The sequence below is a fragment of the Amycolatopsis sp. NPDC114505 genome, from assembly GCF_055633615.1.
This window is the reverse complement of record NZ_JBVKDV010000001.1, coordinates 3,580,413-3,597,118: the sequence shown is the minus strand read 5'-3', so window position 1 is coordinate 3,597,118 and position 16,706 is coordinate 3,580,413. Positions and strand designations below refer to the sequence as shown.

Sequence of the window (16,706 nt, the reverse complement as noted above, 5' to 3'; positions counted from 1 at the left end):
CACGTGATGCCCGGCTGGTCACGGGTGCCGGCTACATCGGGAAGACCGCCCGGAGGGCGGCCGAGATCGGTTCGAGGTCGGCGACGAGACCGTCGAGCTCTTCGGGGCTCAGTGCGTTGTACGGCGCTTCGGCGAGCCGGTCGGTCAGCGCCTCGACGCGGTCCTTCGTGGCCTCGCCGGCGGGGGTGAGCCAGCCGTCGGCGCCGATGAGACCGCGGGCGCGCATGCCGTCGACGACGGCGTCCAGCTGCGCCGCCGGGAGGTGCCAGACCCGGCCGAACTTCTCCGCGGCCGTACCGGTGGACAAGGCGTGGAGCACGTGGGCTTCCGTCCCGCCGATGCCCTCGGTCAGCAACGCGACGGTGTGCCCGTCGCCGCGCTGCTCGCGCAGCAGGGTGGCCGCGTGCCACAGCCGGGCCACCGGTTCCTGGGGTACCGGCACCGTGCGCAGAGCGGCGAAGAGGGGGCGTCCCTCCACCGGTGCGCTGGTCGCCGCGGTCAGCAGGAGGTCGGCGGCGCGCGCGACGGCGGGGTCGTCGGCGAGGTCGCCGAGGATCCGGCGGATGCCCGCGACGCAGCCCTGTTCACGCGCGGCCAGCGCCGCCTCGGGCGTGGTCAGGTCCCACACCTGGGGGATGTGGCGGGCCACCTCGCCGGGGGCGAAGTTGTAGAAGACCGCGTGGACCACCTCGGCCGGCACGGCCCGCCCGAACGGCGCCGCCCGTCCGGCGAAGTAGGCGTCCCACGGGTTGCGCAGGCCCAAGGCCATCAGGGCCGCGTCCGGCTCGTCGGTGAAGTAGGGGACCAGGCCGAGCGGCTCGACCAGGTCGTACATGCGGCGGGCGACGGGTTCCGGGTGCGACATCGTTCATCCTGTGGGTCCAGGCGGCGCCCTGGGTGGCGGCCGCTCACCTACTCCACGAACTGCGCACCCCGGATCCGACACCCGAGCTGCCATCAATTTTTGCCGGGCCCAGGCCGCCTGGAACGAATCGCCACGATTCGCGCGTCATGTGCAATGAATCACCTGTGATTCATCTGTACGCGCAACGTTCTCCTGTTTTGCGTGCCGAAGACGGCAGATACCGTCGTCGGCATGAATCTGCGAGCCGCGACGGTGCGGCGGAAACCGGTCGCCGATCTGGTCGCCGAAAGTGATCATGGCACGTTGAAGCGGTCGCTCGGGCTCGGGCAGCTGACCATGCTGAGCATCGGCGCGACGCTGGGCAGCGGGATCTTCGTCGTCCTCGGCGAGGCCGTTCCGGTGGCCGGGCCGGCCGTCGTCCTCTCGTTCGTGCTCGCCGGGGTCACCGCACTCTTCTCCGCGCTGTCCTACGCCGAGCTCGCCGGCATGATCCCGCTGTCCGGTTCGTCCTACTCCTACGCCTATGCCACGCTCGGCGAGCTGGTCGCCTGGGTCTGCGGCTGGTGCCTGGTCCTCGAATACGGCGTCTCGGTGGCGTCGGTCGCCGTCGGGTGGGGGCAGTACCTCAACGAACTGCTGCGGCTGGCCTTCGGCTTCGCCATCCCGGACGCGCTCAGCCAGCCGCCGGGCTCGGGCGGGATCGTCAACGTGCCCGCCATCGTCGTCGTGGTCCTCGCGATGCTCCTGCTGCTGTCCGGCGCGAAGGAGAGCGCGCGGGCCAACGCCGTCATGGTCGCCGTCAAGATCGTGACGCTGGTGCTGTTCTGCGCGATCGCGTTCACCGCGGTCAAGGCTCGGAACTTCACGCCGTTCCTGCCGCTGGGCCTCGCCGGGATGAGCGCCGGCGCCGCCAAGCTCTTCTTCTCCTACATCGGGTTCGACGCCGCGTCGACCGCCGGCGAGGAGGCGAAGAACCCGCAGCGCGACCTGCCGCGGGCGATCCTGCTCTCGCTCGGCATCGTCACCGTGCTGTACTGCCTGGTCGCCGTGGCCGCCGTCGGCGCGCTGCCGTGGCAGGAGTTCGACGGCCAGGAGGCGGCCCTGTCGCACGTGCTCTCCGTCGTCTCGGGCAACCCGTTCTGGGCCGGCCTGCTCGCCGTCGGGGCGATCGTGGCGATCTCCAGCGTCGTGCTGACCGTCCTCTACGGACAGACGCGCATCCTGTTCGCGATGTCCCGCGACGGCCTCGTGCCGCCGTCGCTGTCCAAAGTGGACCCGAAGTCGGGCTCGCCGCGGATCAACACGCTGGTGGTCTCGGGGTTCGTCGCCGTCCTGGCCGCGTTCATCCCCCTCGGCAAGCTCGCCGACGCCACCAGCATCGGGACGCTGTTCGCGTTCCTGCTGGTCAACATCGCCGTCCTGCTGCTGCGCAAGCGCCAGCCCGACCGGCCGCGCACGTTCCGCGTGCCGCTCTCCCCGGTGACGCCGCTGCTGGGCGTGCTCTGCTGCGGCTACATGATGTTCAGCCTCGACGGCGCCACCTGGGTCGTCTTCGGCGCCTGGATGGCGCTGGGCCTGCTGATCTACTTCGGGTACGGCATCCGGCGGTCGAGGCTCGCATGAGGGTCGCGATCCACCAGGGCCCGGTCGACGCGCTCCCCGACGCCGTCGCGGCATCCGGCGCGGACCTCGTCGTCACGGCGGAGATGAGCACCACCGGCTACCACATCGGCGCCCGCACGCACGAGCTCGCGGAGCCCGCCGACGGCCCGACCGCGGCCAGGATGTCCGCGCTGGCAAGGGAAACCGGCGTCGCACTGGCGTACGGCTATCCGGAAGCCGACGGCGGAGACGTCTACAACAGCGTCCAGCTCGTCGACGCGACCGGGCGGCGACGCGCGAACTACCGCAAGACGCACCTGTTCGGCGACCTCGACAAGGCGTGGTTCACCCCGGGCGACGAGCCGGTGGTGCAGGCCGACATCGGCGGCGTCCGGGTCGGGCTGCTGATCTGCTACGACGTCGAGTTCCCCGAGCTGGTGCGGGCGCACGCGCTGGCCGGCACGGAGCTGCTGGTCGTGCCGACCGCGCTGATGAGCCCGTACGAGCTGGTCGCCGACACGCTGGTGCCGGCGCGGGCCTACGAGAGCCAGCTGTTCGTTGCCTACGCCAACCGTTGTGACGTCGAACAGGAGCTGACGTACTGCGGACGCTCCTGCGTCGTCGCTCCCACCGGCGAGGTGCTGACCCGCGCCGGCTCCGGCCCGGCGCTGATCACCGCCGAAGTGACCCGGGAAGCGCTCGCCGCGTCCCGGCTGGAGAACACCCACCTGGCCGACCGGCGGCCCGAACTGTACCGAGGAACCACCGCATGACCTCCGCTGTCCCGACCGCGATCCACCACGACGAGCCGGCGGGCCGCCCGATCACCATGTTCGGCCCCGACTTCCCGTTCGCCTACGACGACTACCTCGCCCACCCCGCCGGGCTGGGCTCGGTGCCGGCCCACCGGCACGGCACCGAGGTGGCGGTGATCGGCGGCGGCCTGTCCGGCATCGTCACGGCGTACGAGCTGATGAAGCTCGGCCTGCGCCCGGTGGTCTACGAAATCGCCGAAATCGGCGGCAGGCTGCGCACCGTGCGGTTCCCCGGCTGCCCGGACGACGTCGTCGCCGAGATGGGCGCGATGCGCTTCCCACCCGCGTCGACCGCGCTGTTCCACTACATCGACAAGGTCGGGCTCGAGACGACGCCGTTCCCCAACCCCCTGGCGCCGGGTACGCCGAGCACGGTCGTCGACCTCAAGGGACAGAGCCACTACGCGCGGACGCCGGCCGACCTGCCCGCGGTGTTCGCCGACGTCGCCGCCGCGTGGGACCGGACGCTGGCCGAGCACGCGTCGTTCGCCGAGATGCAGACGGCGATCCGCGACCGCGACGCGAAGACGGTCAAGCGGCTGTGGAACGAGCTCGTCCCGAAGCTGGACGACCAGACGTTCTACGGGTTCCTCTGCGACTCCCCCGCGTTCGCCTCCTTCCGCCACCGCGAGATCTTCGGCCAGGTCGGCTTCGGTACCGGTGGCTGGGACACCGACTTCCCCAACTCCATTTTGGAGATCCTGCGCGTCGTCTACACCGGCGCCGACGACGAGCACCGCAGCATCGCCGGCGGCAGCCGGCAGCTCCCCCTGCGGCTGTGGGAACACGCGCCGGCCGAGGTCGCTTTCTGGCCCGCCGGAACGTCGCTGGCCTCGCTGCACGAGGGCGGGCCGCGTCCGGGCGTCACGCGGCTGCACCGGACGGCGCCGAACAACATCACGGTGACCGACGCGTCCGGGCACATCCGGACGTTCCCGGCGGCCGTGTTCACCGCGCAGAGCTGGATGCTGCTGTCCAAGATCGAATGCGACGAGGCGCTGTTCCCGATCGACCACTGGACGGCGATCGAGCGCACGCACTACATGGAGTCGTCGAAGGTGTTCGTGCCGGTCGACCGGCCGTTCTGGCTCGACCCCGACCCGGCGACCGGCCGCGACACGATGAGCATGACGCTGACCGACCGGATGCCGCGCGGCACCTACCTGCTCGGCGACGACCCCGCGAAGCCGGCGGTGATCTGCCTGTCGTACACGTGGGCCGACGACTCGCTGAAGTGGCTGCCGCTTTCGGTGACCGAGCGCGTCGAGGTGATGCTGCAGTCGCTGCGCGAGATCTACCCCGGCGTCGACGTCCGGAAGCACATCATCGGCGACCCGGTGACCGTGTCGTGGGAGGCGGAACCGCACTTCATGGGCGCGTTCAAGGCGAACCTGCCCGGGCACTACCGCTACCAGCACCGGCTGTTCACGCACTTCGTGCAGGACGAGCTGGCGGAGCGTCACCGCGGGCTCTTCCTGGCGGGTGACGACGTCTCGTGGACGGCGGGCTGGGCCGAAGGCGCGGTGCAGACGGCACTCAACGCCGTTTGGGGCGTGCTGCACCACTTCGGCGGCGAAACGGACCCCGCGAACCCGGGGCCCGGCGACGGCTTCGCCGACATCGCGCCGATCACGCTGCCGGACTGAGCATGCCCCGATCGTGGTACCCGGGAGACTGAACTGCCCTGTTCAGCGGGCCGTGCGACGATGGGACCATGAACACCGAGCCGGCGCCGAGATGGCGAAGACTGGAACCGGACGAACGGAAGGAACAGATCTACGTCTGCGCGGCGCGGCTGTTCGGTGACCGGCCCTACTCGGAAGTGTCCACTTCGGACATCGCCGCCGCGGCCGGCGTCGCGCGGGGGTTGATCAACCACTACTTCGGCACGAAACGCGAGCTGTACCTGGAAATCATCCGCCGCGCGCTGACCGTGCCGCGGCTGGCCGTCGAGATCCTGCCGGACGGGCCGCTCGAACTGCGCGCCGACGTCGCCATCGAGTGGTTCCTCGACATGGTCACCAGCCAGGAGCGGATGTGGCTGGCCGCGATCGCGCCGGAGGGCATCGGGCGCGACCTCGAGGTGGAACGCATCCTCGAAGAGGCCGACCGCGAGTCCGCCGACCGCGTGCTCGAAGCCGTCGGGCTGTCCAGCGAAAGCGAACACGGGCCCGAGCTGAACGCGCTCGTGCGCGCGTTCGGGGGGATGGTGAAGTCCGCCGGCCGGGAATGGCTCGTGCGCGGGTCGCTGACCCGCGCCCAGGTGCACCTGCTGCTGTCCAAGTCGCTCGTCACGCTGGTCGGCGAGATCTTCCCGGCGATCCAGGCGGCACCGCCGCAGCCGGACGGTCGCGAATAGACCGAAGCCCCCGGCGCCACGAGGGGGAGGAGGGCGCCAGGGGCTCCGGGTCGGCGGCGGACCGCCGACGCACGCTCACGGTACGCCGGAGCGCTGTCAAGTCGCTGTCAGCCCTTGTCGTCCGCTGGGCCGTCCGATTCGCCGGCCGATTCGCGGAGTTGCCCGAGCCGGTGGGCGAGGCCGTCGAGACAGCGCTGGACCGCGTAGTCGTACACCTGGGCGTAGTACCCCGCGGCGAGGTCGGGATCGCCCATCAGGTCGTGCATCGCCGAGCCGAGCTCGGCCATCCCGGGCAGGTCGGCCCGCTCGCGGTAGGTCGCGTACTCCTCGGTGTTGTCGATCCGCAGCGCGAGCGCGCCGTCGCGGTCGTCCTCCATCGCGACGAACTGGCACGCGGTCATCAGCAGCAGGTTGTAGGCCATCGGGCTCTCGCGGCCGAAGCCGGCCCGGAGCAGCACGCCGACACCGGCGTCGATGCTGCGCGTGGCCGCCTTGACGGACGGGCCGAACAGCGCGAGGCGCCGCGCGCAGCCCGGGTAGGCCCGCAGCACCGCGCGCAGGTTGGCCAGCAGCTCGGTGAACCAGTCCTGCCACGGCAGGTGCGCCTCCGGCAGCTCCAGCAGGCCGACCACCCGGTCGACGACGGCGTTGACCACCGCGTCCCGGTCGCCGACGTGGTGGTAGATCACCGCGGGATAGGCCTCGACCGCGCGGGCGAGCTCCCGCAGCGTCCAGTTGTCGAGGCCACGTTCGCCGGTGAGCGTCGTCGCCGCGCTGATGATCCGGTCGGCCGTGAGGGCCGGGAGCCCCGCCGCGGCCCGTGACCGGGGGCGCTGTCCGGTACCCGAGGATGAGGTCGGCATGGGGGGTAACGGTAACCGCACGGGTGGGACCGGTGCCAGCTCCGCACGGGTACGGCAGGATCGGGACATGGCACGCGCACAGGCCAACGGTCTCGAGCTCGAATACGACACTTTCGGCGATCCGGGCGATCCGCCGCTGGTACTGGTGATGGGCCTCGGCGCCCAGATGATCACCTGGGAGGACGGTTTCTGCGAGCTGCTGGCCGGTCGCGGGTTCTTCGTGGTGCGCTACGACAACCGGGACGTCGGGCTCTCCACCTGGCTCGACGAGCTGCCCGCGCCGGATCTGGCCGCGCTGGCGGGCGGCGACCTTTCGACGGCGCCGTACCTGCTTTCGGACCTCGCGGACGACGCCGTCGGGCTGTTCGACGCGCTGGGCATCGACCGCGCGCACGTCGTCGGCGCGTCGATGGGCGGGATGATCGTGCAGCAGCTGGCGATCGACCACCCGGACCGGCTGCTGTCGGTCACCTCGATCATGTCGACCACCGGCGACCCGGCGGTCGGGCGGGCCGAGCCGTGGGCACTGGCTTTGCTGACGCGCCCACCGGCGTCGACGCGCGAGCAGGCCCTCGCCGACAGCGTCGACGGCTACCGGCGGCTCGGGTCGCCCGGCTACCCGGACGACCCGGCGTTCCTGCTGGCCAAGGCGACGCTGCACTACGACCGCGCCCGCCACCCGGTGGGCACGCTGCGCCACGCGGCGGCGATCCTGGCTTCGGGCGACCGGACGGCGGGCCTGCGTTCGGTGCGGCTGCCGGCGTTGGTCGTCCACGGCGACGCCGACCCGCTGATCGACGTCAGCGGCGGCAAGGCGACGGCGGAGGCGATCCCGGGCGCGGAGCTGCTGGTGATCCCGGGCATGGGCCACAACCTGCCACGCGCGGTCTGGCCGACGCTGACCGCGGCGATCGCCGGCCTGGCAGGTCAATAAGGCGTCAAGAACCCGGGGTCCGGGCGTACGGAACGCGTCCGGGTTCGCGTTCCCCGGCTTGCCGCGGGGTTCGCTGGACGGCATGAGTGGTGGCTTCGGGTTCCCGTTCGGCTGTGCGACGGCGGTGGTCGCGGTGCTACTGGCAGAACTGTGCGGGGCAACGGGACATCCGTGGTACGCGCTGGTCACGCTGGGCGCGGTGGTGCTGCTGACGGCGTTCTGGAGTACGGCCACCGCCGCGATCGGGGTCGCGGCGGTGGCGTGGGCGCTGGACTCGGGGTTCGTGCTCGGCCGGGCCGGCGAACTCGCCTTCACCCCGGCGGCCGGTCTCGCCGCCCTGGCCTTCGCCGCGCTCGTCGCCTTCGGCTCCTTCGCGCGGCTCATCTCCCGCGCTTCGGTGCCGGTCCGGATCCCGGCTCCGCGCCGTCCGGCCGAGGTCCCGGCTTCCCAGGCGATGACCACGGCGAGCTGACCTGGTTCCGGCCTCGGTCCGGCCTCGGGTCCGGCCTCCGGCCGGCGGGATCGAGAGGCCCGCCGGCCGTGTCGACCCCCCAATCACGCGTGTCGACCCTCCAGACACGTGTCGACCCTCCAGACACACGTGTCGTCCGTCCAAGCACGCGTGTCGTCCGCCCAGGCACGCGAGTTCGCCGTTCCGGTACACGAAATTCGCGTGGTCGGAAGGGCACCTCGCGTGAGTGAACGGTCGACACGCGTGATGGAAGGGTCGACACGCGTGTCTGGAGGGTCGACACGTCAAACCGTGCGCGGGGGCGAAGCCCGGCGGGCCGCCAAAGCCGCGATGATGCGCGGCAGGCCGGCGGGATGGAGCGGGTCGATGTCCGTCAGGTCGCGGACGCGGCGCAGGCGGTAGTCGACCGTGTTCGGGTGGACGTGCAGGCGGGCCGCCGTGCGGCGGCGGTTCGTGTCCAGCTCCAGGTACGTCGACAGCGTCTCGACCAGCTCCGGGTGCGCGTCCAACGGCGCCAGCACCGCCGCGAGCCGGTCGCGGGCCTCGCCCGGACGGGTCAGCTGGTACTCCATCAGGACGTCGTCGAGGCGGTACAACCCCGGCGGGCGCCCGAACCACCGGAGCACGTCCAGCACCTCGCTGGTCCGCCCGGCCACGAGCCGGACCTCCGGCGGCGTCGCGGTGTCGGCCGCCGCCAGTACGTCGACGCCCGCCGCGCGCCCGGCCGTCTCCAGCAGCGTGCCCCACTCCGAGACCGTCGACAGCCGCCCGGCCAGCGGCAGCAGCACCAGTCCGCCCGGGCCGTCCAGTGACGCCAAAACCCCGTCGCCGCAAGACTGTTCGAACGCCGCCAGGAACCGCCGCAGCTTCCGGCGGATCGCGATGTCGGCGTCGACGCCCGGGGACGCCTCGTCGGCGTGCGGCCCCAGTTCGACGCTCAGCACCAGGTACCGCGCGGGCAGCGTGATCCCGGCACTGCGGGCGACGACGTCGACCGGGCCGCCGTCGGCCAGCACCGAAAGCAGCGTGCGCCGCGCGGTGTGCTCCTGCCCGACCTTCGTGCGCAGCTCCTCCAGGTAGCCCCGCGTGACCGCGCCGGTGACGGTGCCGACGAACGCCAGCACCCGGTCCGCGACGTCGAGGAGGTCGGCGACGTCCGCGCTGCCCGCGTCCGCCGAGCCGACGGCGAAGATCTCCCGCGCGCCGACGTGGTACGCGGTCAGCACGGCCTCCAGCGGGAAGCCTTCCTCCGCGCGGCGCACCGCGGACGCGCCGATCTGCCGCAGCTCGGCGTCGTTGAGCTGCCGGTCTTCGCGCAGGCTCCGGGCGAACGCGCGCACGGCCTGACGGGTGATCCGCGCGATGTCGCCGGCGAGCTCCTCCACCGGCAGCCGCCGGTAGTCCGCGACGTCCTCCTGGATGCGCGTCAGCACCCGCGCGATCAGCTCCGGCTCCTCCTGGGTGAGCCGCTCGTGGACGCGCTGCCCGCCGAGGGCCAGGTCGCCGCCGGTTTTGTGCTCCGTCACAACCGATCCCCTCGTTCTCTGCCCGGATTCCCAGTCAATCCGGGCACCGTCGGTGCCGATGGTGTCACGGAGACCAATCATCGGCACAACGTCAAGGAGGACGGCGTGCGAGTGAGGACAACGGCGTTCATCACGATCTTGGTCGCGGCTCTCGCGACGACGGCGGGTACGGCCGAAGCGAGCACCGCAGGCGAATACGTGGCACTCGGGGACTCGGCCGCGGCCGGCCCGCTGATCCTGCCCCCGGACCTCTCGTCCCCGGGCTGTCTCCGGTCGCTCGCGAACTACCCGCACGTCGCCGCGAAGCAGCTCGGCACCCCGCTGAAGGACGTCACGTGTTCAGGCGCGACGACCGCGGACATGTACGCGCCGCAGTCGACGGAGACCGGCGCGGTCCCGCCGCAGCTGGACGCGCTCGGCGCGAGCACGAAGACCGTGACGCTGACCATCGGCGGCAACGACGTCGGACTGGTCGGCGCCGCGACCAGCTGCATCAACCTGCTGCCCGGCATCAACCCGGACTGCGTCGACCGCTACACCGCCGGCGGGCACGACCAGCTGGCCGAGAAGATCGCGGCGTTCGAGCCGACGTGGGGCGCGCTGCTGGACGCGATCCACACGCACGCGCCGAACGCGACGGTCTTCGTCGCCGGCTACGGCACCTACCTGCCGCACAACGGGTGCTGGCCGGTCGCGCCGCTGACCCCGCGCGACGCGAACTACATCCAGGGCAGCGTCGACAAGACGAACGCGGCCCTGGCCCGCCAGGCGGCGGCGCACAACGCGCGGTACGTCGACGTCCGGACGGCATCGATCGGGCACGACGTCTGCAAGCTGCCCGGCGTGAAGTGGTTCGAGAGCGTGATCCCGACGTCGGTCGCGGCCCCGTTGCACCCCAACGCCACCGGGATGCGCCACATCGGAGCCCTGGTGACGGCGGCGATCGGCGGCTGAGGCAGGGCACGGCGCCGGGCGAGGTGGCGCCGCCCGGTCGCGGCCGGCGCCACGAAACGCGGCTGCGGCAGGCAGCTCAAGCCAGGCACGCGCAGCGGCCGGCCCGCAGCCGCGGCGATCAGCGGCCGGTCGCCGCCGCACCCGAACGCACGGGCATGCGCAACATCGGCGCACAGGTAGCCGCGGCGATCAGCGGCTGAGACCGGACAGCGCCGGGCGGCACGGGGTGCGGCCGCAGTGACCAGCGGCCGTGCTCGCGGCGATCGGCGGCCGAGGTCAGAGCTTGGGCGCCGGTCCCCCCGACCGGCGCCCGGACGCCGTGGTCAGTGACTGAAGTCCCAGCGGCTGGCGCCGTGCGGCTCAGCGCTGGCGATGCCCACCGCCCGGTGCAGTGCGAGCCGGTACAGGTGCCACGGCGCGGGTCCGGCGCCCGGTGCCATGAACGGCGCGTTGAACCCGCCGTTTTCCACCGTCGCGGGCCAGCCGCCCTCGCCGTAGACCGCCGCCACTCGCTCCAGGGTGGCGGCGTCCGCGACGCGGTGGGCCTCGCCCTCCATCGTCAGGTCCAGGCCGTTCAGGCGCACCGACACGCTGCACGCCGGGTTCGCCGCCAGGTTGCGGGCCCGGCGGGTGCCCGGCCCGCTCACGAAGTACAGCGCGTCGTCCACCCAGATGGCTCCGACGCCGGCCGCGTGCGGGCGGCCGTCGGGGCGGACGGTGCCGACGAAGAACGTCAGGTTTTCGTGCGGGGTCTGGGTCGCGAGGAGGTCGCGCGCCCTGCTCCACGGCAGCGCCGCGGACCCGGTCCGGTCGAGGTTCTTGGTGTGCGTGGGTTCCGTCATGCCTACGCGTCGAACGGGAGGATCGCGGATCGACACGCTTCCAGGGTTTTCGCGCCACCTGGGTCGTCGTCGCTGGTCGCGGGCACGATCGCCAGCTCGTCGATCCCGGCTTCCGCGTACTCGGCGGCCTTCGCGGCGACCTCCTCGCGGGACCCCAGCAACCCCACCACGGCGATCGCCGACGCCGGCACCGCGGCCAGCAGCTCACGCGGGTGCGGACGCGTGCGCGCGAAGTCGACGAGCTCGCCGAACCCCGCCGCGCGGAACATCTCGCCGTAGCCCGGCGCCGCCAGGTACCCGACCACGCCGCGACGCAGTTGTTCGAGCGACGCCGGCCCGGGATCCACCGCGCCGACCACCCACGCGGCGACCGGCGGTGGCACGACACCCGCCCGCGCGGCCGCCTCTCGCAGCCCACGCACCAGCGTCGCCGCGGCCGCCGGGCTGACCAGGTTGACCACCATCCGGTCGGCGTGCCGCGCGGCGACGTCGAGCGCGCGCGGCCCGAACGCCGCGATCGTCAACGGCGATTTCGGGGCAGCCAAACGCAACCGGTACCCCTGCGACCCGACCACAGATCCGTCCACAGTGGACTTCGAACCGGAAACCAGCTGCCGCACGGCGATCGCCGACTCCTCCAGCGCCGTGGCCGCACGTGAGCGGGACCGGCCGTGCCACCCCCGCACCACGACGTCGCTGGACGTCCCCAGCGCGACGCCGGTCGTCCGCCCGGTCAGCGCCGCGACCGACGCCACGCCCATCGCGATCGTCGCCGGGTCCCGCACGGTCACCGCCAGCGGCCCGAAAGTCAGCGAAAGGGACGAAGTCGCCGCACCGATCGCCGTTCCCAAGGCGAACGCGTCCCACGTCGCCATTTCGCCGATCCACAGCTCTTCGTACCCGGCGGCCTCGGCGGCGCGCGCGGTTTCGAGGGCCTCCTCCGGCGGACGGTCCTGCCAGAGCCCCAGCGACACCGAAAGCCTCATGCGGTGACCACCATCGTGACGACCGTGGTGAACGAGCCGCCGATGTTCAGCGTCAACGCCGTCCGCGCGCCGTCCACCTGCGTCTCGCCCGCCTTGCCGGTCACCTGCCGGGCGACGTCGTGCAGCATCCGGACGCCGGTCGCGCCGACCGGGTGGCCTAGGCCGAGGAGGCCGCCGCCCGGGTTGATCCCGGCCGTGTCGAGGCCGCCGTCCGCGATGAACTTGCCGCCGTCGCCGGGTGGCGCGACGCCGAGGTGCTCCAGCGCGACCAGCCCGGTGATCGTGAAGCAGTCGTGCAGCTCGACGACGTCGAGCGCGTCCGGCCCGGCCACGTCCGCGCGCCGGTAGGCATCGGTGACGGCGCCGCGCAGGTGCGGGAACAGGTACTCGCCGTCCGCGGACAGTTTCTCCCGGAGGCCGATGTGGGAGGTGCGGTGGCCGAAACCGGCGATGCGCGGGAAGCCGCCGCCGAGCCGCTCGGCGAACGCGGGCGAGGCCAGCAGAACCGCCGCGGCGCCGTCGGTGATCCGGCCGCAGTCCTGCTTGCGCAGGCTGCCCTCGATCACCGGGTTGAGGTCGTCGTCGGGCCCGAACGCGCCGGCCGGGAACCGCCAGTCCCGGGCCTGGGCGAGCGGATTCGTTGCCGCGCGGTCGAAAGCGTGCGACGCGAACTGCCCGAGGTGCTCCGGGTCGAGCCCGTATCGCGAGTCGTACACCGAAGCGACGTCGGCGAAAAGCGCGGGCCACGGGAACTTCGCGGCGACGGCTTCGTGCCCGGCCCACGCGGCGGACCCGAGGTGCTCGGCGGCCCGCTGCCCGTCGACGTTGCGCATCAGCTCGACGCCGACGACCAGCGCCACGTCGTAGCGGCCCGCTTCGATGTCCGCGCACGCGGCGAGGACGGCGGTGCTGCCGGACGCGCACGCGGCTTCGTGCCGGGTCGACGGCACCCCGTCCAGCTCCGGGACGGCGGCCACCAGCAGCCCGCCCAGCTGCGCTTGCCCGGTGAACAGCTCCGCCGCGAGGTTCCCGACGTGCGCGACTCCGACGTCTTCGGCCGTGACACCGGCGTCCGCGAGAGCGGCCGGGACGACCTCGGCGAACAGCTCGAGGATCCCGCGCCCCTCCTTCGCGTAGTTGCGCGCGAAGTCGGTCTGCGCCCCGCCCAGCACGAACACGGTCATGGCCTCACTCCAGACTTTCCCGCAGCTGCCGCTTCAGGATCTTCCCCACCGGGTTGCGGGGCAAGGCGTCGGCGTACTCGAGCCGTTCCGGCAGCTTGAACGCGGCCACCTTCTTCTCGCGCAGGTACGCGACCAGGTCGTCGAGCGACGGCTTGCGCGCCCCCGGCACGACGACCGCGCACACCCGCTCCCCCATGACGTCGTCGGGCACGCCGATCACCCCGACGTCGGCGACGTCCGGGTGCCCGGCCAGCAGGCCCTCGACCTCGGCGGGCGAGATGTTCATCCCCCCGCGGATGACCAGGTCCTTCATCCGGTCGACGTACTTGAGGAACTCCCCGCGCTCGCCGGCGATCTCGAAGACGTCGCCGGTGCGGAAGTGCCCGTCCTCGTCGAAGGACGACGTGTCCAGCGGCTCGCCCACCGACGTCAAATAGCCGGCGAACACCGTCGGCCCGGCGATGTGCAGCTCACCCGGGCGCCCGGGTCCGGTCACGTGCTCGCCGGTGACCGGGTCGTGCAACCGCACCGACGTCCAGCCGGCGACGGGCGTCGACCACGTGACATCGGAAGCGTAGTTCGGGAAGTAGCTCGCGCGCTGCTCCGGGTCCGGGATGTCGATCGGGCCGGACAGCAGCGCGGTGCCTTCGTTGGAGCCGAAGAAGTTGATGATGTCGATGCCGTACCGCTCGGCCCAGGTGCGCACGAGCCACGGCGAGAGCGGCGCCGAGCCGGAGCCGATCTTCCGCAGCGCGGAAATGTCCACTCCGGACAGGGTCTTTTCGTTGTGCAGCAACATGGTCAGCAACGCCGGTGGCGCGAGCGTGTACGTCACGCGTTCGGCGGCGAGCTGCCCCAGGAACACCGGCAGGTCGAACGGGTGGTGCGGGACGAAGACCGCACCGGTCAGCAGCCACGGCAGGAACATCCCGCCGATGCCGGCCATGTTCGTCATGGGGAACGGCGACAGCAGGACGTCTTCGGACGTCAGGCCGGCCGCCTGCGCGCAGCCCGCGGCCGTCGCGAGCCAGTCGCCGTGGCAGCGTGGAACCGCTTTCGGCTCGGCTTCGGTGCCGGACGTCCAGCAGATCGTGACGCAGTCGTTCACGTCGGTGTCGAGTTCGGACAGATACGCGTCCAAAGTGGAGCGGTCCGCTTCGGACAGTGGATCTTCGGGCCAGGCCAGGGCGCCGGCCGGTTCGTCGTCCCCCCGGGCGACGACGAACCGGACCGACGGCGCCGAAGCGCCTATTAGCCCAAGGGCCGCCCCGGCGAGCTCGTGCTCGCCGTATCTGGATGCGGTCACCACCGCGACAGCCCCGGTGCGCCGGCACATCGGACCCATCTCGTGCTCCCGGTAGGACACCGGGAACGGGGTGACCACGGCACCGAGCCGGACGATCGCGAGGAACGCCTGCACCAGGGCCGAGCAGTTCGGCAGCTGCACGGCCACTACGTCGCCTGCTCGCACCCCTCTGGCGAGCAGGAACGCGGCCAGGACGTCGACGCGTTCGTCGAGCCGGTTCCAGGTCCACCGCACCGGGTCGCGTCCGACCAGTGCGGTGGTGTTCGGTGGATCGACCAGCGCGAGACCCTCCGGGTCGGCACTGACCCGCTCCTTCACGAGCCGGTCGATCGTCTCCGCACTCCACCATCCCCGCGTCCGGAAGTCCCGGGCGCGACCCTCTCGATGGCATCTCATGAACGGAGGTTTTCCAGCTGGTCCGCCCGGACCCAGGTCGCGTGAAAACCGAGCGGAACCCGCTGGGGCAACAGGACCCTGGCCACGGGTCCGGCAGCGAGCTCGGCGGCGTCGAAGATGTCCAGTTCCGAGCGTCCCTCACGCTCGTCCTGCACGAACGTCACCAGATAACCGTCCGCCGAATCGGCGGCTGCTCCGTCGCGGGGTGCGAACGGGGCCTCACTGCCCCACCGGCCGGGACCGAACCGGTATTCGGTCTTGGAGCCGGCAAGATTGTCGTAGCGCACGAGCCCGTCGAACTTCAGCGTCGACTCGGGCGAGATGTGCACCGCGTAGGAGTACCGGTTCCGCGTGCCGACCCCACGGGAGTCGACGGTCGGGAACTCGGTGTTGGCGTCGTCGAGCGGGGCCTCGCGGCACACGCCGGTCCGCAGGTTGAAGCGGTAGCGGTGCAGCTGGGCGTCGAGGCGCAGGTAGGAGAGCATCTTCGCGAGCGGCGTGTGCGCGTCGGGCCGGGGTGCCGGCTTCTGCACGCGGCAGACGTCGAGGATGACTTCCTCGCCCTCTTCCCAGGCGTTGACGACGTGGTAGATGTAGCACGGGCTCGCTTCGAACCACCTGATCTGGCTACCGTCCCCGTAGCGTGGCATGACGCCGAAGCGGCTCGGCATCGAGCGGTCGAAGTGGAGCTTGTGCCGCCCCTGTTTCGCCGCCTGCACGTCCTGGACCAGCGGCAGGTCCATCAGCACGGCGTAGTGCTCGGTGATGGCCATGTCGTGCGGCAGGCGCGGGCCGGGCAGCTCGATCTCGGTGGTCGTCACGACCTTGCCGTCCGCGCTGATCACGCCGTAGCGCAGGTACGGCGGGCGCGGGCCGTAGTCGAACCAGAACAGCTCGCCGGTGGCCTCGTCGACCTTGGGGTGGGCCATCATGTCGCCGACCAGCGTGCCGAGGAAGTCTTCGGCGCCGAGGGTCTCCAGCGAGAGCGGGTCGACGCCGTACGGCGAGCCGCACAGGTACCAGGTCGCGAGGATCCGGCCGCGGTGGAAGACGACGTCGGTGTTGGCGTTGTCCTTGAGGCCCAGGCCGTGGGTGTTGCCGAACGGGTTGTCCGCCGGGTTCTCCATGACGCCGGTCCAGAGGCCCTTGCCGGCCTCGGACTCGGCCTCGAAGGCCTTCGTGCGGACCCAGCGGTTGCGGTAGCGCGCCTTGCCGTTCTCCAGGTGGACGGCGTGGATCATGCCGTCGCCGTCGAACCAGTGGTAGCGGCCTTCGGGGGCGAACCGCGGGTTGGGGCCGTTGCGCAGGTAGACGCCGTTGAGGTCCTTCGGGATCTCGCCGATGACCTGCAGGTCTTCCGCGTCGATCTCGGTGCTGACCGGGGCGTAGACGCCGAGCAGGTAGGGGTTGGCCTCGCCGGTGTCCGCCGTCCGGGCCACCATCAGCGGCTGTTCGGAGGTGCTGGTCATCGGGCTGCTCCCTGGTCGTCGGGCTCACCGCGCTGGCTGATGGGGATGAGACTATGATTTGTGTAGTCAGGTGTCAATAGGCTTCTTTAGGTGTAGTCAGGTGTACGCTGAGGCCGTTCGTGGAACAGGGGGA

15 protein-coding genes are annotated in these 16,706 nt (G+C 71.7%); 7 read left to right on the top strand and 8 right to left on the bottom strand.

Annotation, left to right across the window (positions count from 1 at the left end; all coding sequences use genetic code 11):
- Nucleotides 1-31 precede the first annotated feature (31 nt).
- On the bottom strand, nucleotides 32-865 hold the full coding sequence (locus ACZ7OU_RS17770) for an SCO6745 family protein (protein ID WP_470255820.1): 834 nt from the start codon (nucleotides 863-865) through the stop codon (nucleotides 32-34).
- A gap of 231 nt (nucleotides 866-1,096) precedes the next feature.
- On the opposite strand from ACZ7OU_RS17770, the gene ACZ7OU_RS17765 reads away from it, so the two are divergent.
- The 4 genes from ACZ7OU_RS17765 (at nucleotide 1,097) to ACZ7OU_RS17750 (ending at nucleotide 5,641) form a co-directional block, all read left to right on the top strand.
- Nucleotides 1,097-2,488 (top strand): amino acid permease, encoded by a 1,392-nt coding sequence (locus tag ACZ7OU_RS17765; RefSeq protein WP_470255818.1) that lies wholly within the window; start codon nucleotides 1,097-1,099, stop codon nucleotides 2,486-2,488.
- A complete protein-coding gene (locus ACZ7OU_RS17760) occupies nucleotides 2,485-3,240 on the top strand; it encodes a carbon-nitrogen hydrolase family protein (RefSeq protein ID WP_470255817.1) in 756 nt (251 codons plus the stop codon). The genes ACZ7OU_RS17765 and ACZ7OU_RS17760 overlap by 4 nt, the downstream gene beginning before the upstream one ends.
- Entirely contained in the window at nucleotides 3,237-4,928 is a 1,692-nt protein-coding gene (locus ACZ7OU_RS17755) for a flavin monoamine oxidase family protein (RefSeq protein ID WP_470255816.1), read from the top strand. The genes ACZ7OU_RS17760 and ACZ7OU_RS17755 overlap by 4 nt, the downstream gene beginning before the upstream one ends.
- 68 nt (nucleotides 4,929-4,996) lie before the next feature.
- Complete coding sequence (locus ACZ7OU_RS17750) at nucleotides 4,997-5,641, top strand: TetR/AcrR family transcriptional regulator (RefSeq protein ID WP_470255815.1); 645 nt, start codon at nucleotides 4,997-4,999, stop codon at nucleotides 5,639-5,641.
- A 107-nt stretch (nucleotides 5,642-5,748) separates the two neighbouring features.
- Here the strand turns inward: ACZ7OU_RS17750 and ACZ7OU_RS17745 are convergent, their stop codons facing one another.
- On the bottom strand, nucleotides 5,749-6,504 hold the full coding sequence (locus ACZ7OU_RS17745) for a TetR/AcrR family transcriptional regulator (RefSeq protein WP_470255814.1): 756 nt from the start codon (nucleotides 6,502-6,504) through the stop codon (nucleotides 5,749-5,751).
- A gap of 67 nt (nucleotides 6,505-6,571) precedes the next feature.
- On the opposite strand from ACZ7OU_RS17745, the gene ACZ7OU_RS17740 reads away from it, so the two are divergent.
- Entirely contained in the window at nucleotides 6,572-7,438 is an 867-nt protein-coding gene (locus ACZ7OU_RS17740) for an alpha/beta fold hydrolase (protein ID WP_470255813.1), read from the top strand.
- A gap of 82 nt (nucleotides 7,439-7,520) precedes the next feature.
- A complete protein-coding gene (locus ACZ7OU_RS17735; RefSeq protein WP_470255812.1) occupies nucleotides 7,521-7,910 on the top strand; it encodes a hypothetical protein in 390 nt (129 codons plus the stop codon).
- 284 nt (nucleotides 7,911-8,194) lie between these two features.
- Here the strand turns inward: ACZ7OU_RS17735 and ACZ7OU_RS17730 are convergent, their stop codons facing one another.
- Entirely contained in the window at nucleotides 8,195-9,436 is a 1,242-nt protein-coding gene (locus ACZ7OU_RS17730; RefSeq protein ID WP_470240879.1) for a PucR family transcriptional regulator, read from the bottom strand.
- 111 nt (nucleotides 9,437-9,547) lie between these two features.
- On the opposite strand from ACZ7OU_RS17730, the gene ACZ7OU_RS17725 reads away from it, so the two are divergent.
- Nucleotides 9,548-10,390 (top strand): SGNH/GDSL hydrolase family protein, encoded by an 843-nt coding sequence (locus tag ACZ7OU_RS17725; RefSeq protein ID WP_470255954.1) that lies wholly within the window; start codon nucleotides 9,548-9,550, stop codon nucleotides 10,388-10,390.
- 323 nt (nucleotides 10,391-10,713) lie between these two features.
- Here the strand turns inward: ACZ7OU_RS17725 and ACZ7OU_RS17720 are convergent, their stop codons facing one another.
- The 5 genes from ACZ7OU_RS17720 to ACZ7OU_RS17700 form a co-directional block, all read right to left on the bottom strand.
- Nucleotides 10,714-11,232 (bottom strand): pyridoxamine 5'-phosphate oxidase family protein, encoded by a 519-nt coding sequence (locus ACZ7OU_RS17720; protein ID WP_470255811.1) that lies wholly within the window; start codon nucleotides 11,230-11,232, stop codon nucleotides 10,714-10,716.
- A gap of 2 nt (nucleotides 11,233-11,234) precedes the next feature.
- The gene (locus ACZ7OU_RS17715) at nucleotides 11,235-12,218 is read right to left on the bottom strand and encodes an LLM class F420-dependent oxidoreductase (RefSeq protein ID WP_470255810.1); all 984 of its coding nucleotides are present in this window, start codon (nucleotides 12,216-12,218) and stop codon (nucleotides 11,235-11,237) included.
- A complete protein-coding gene (locus ACZ7OU_RS17710) occupies nucleotides 12,215-13,402 on the bottom strand; it encodes an acetyl-CoA acetyltransferase (RefSeq protein ID WP_470255809.1) in 1,188 nt (395 codons plus the stop codon). The genes ACZ7OU_RS17715 and ACZ7OU_RS17710 overlap by 4 nt, the downstream gene beginning before the upstream one ends.
- A 4-nt stretch (nucleotides 13,403-13,406) precedes the next feature.
- Nucleotides 13,407-15,026, bottom strand: a complete 1,620-nt coding sequence (locus ACZ7OU_RS17705; protein WP_470255808.1) for a class I adenylate-forming enzyme family protein — start codon at nucleotides 15,024-15,026, stop codon at nucleotides 13,407-13,409.
- 74 nt (nucleotides 15,027-15,100) lie between these two features.
- The gene (locus tag ACZ7OU_RS17700) at nucleotides 15,101-16,573 is read right to left on the bottom strand and encodes a carotenoid oxygenase family protein (RefSeq protein WP_470240884.1); all 1,473 of its coding nucleotides are present in this window, start codon (nucleotides 16,571-16,573) and stop codon (nucleotides 15,101-15,103) included.
- Nucleotides 16,574-16,706 lie beyond the last annotated feature (133 nt).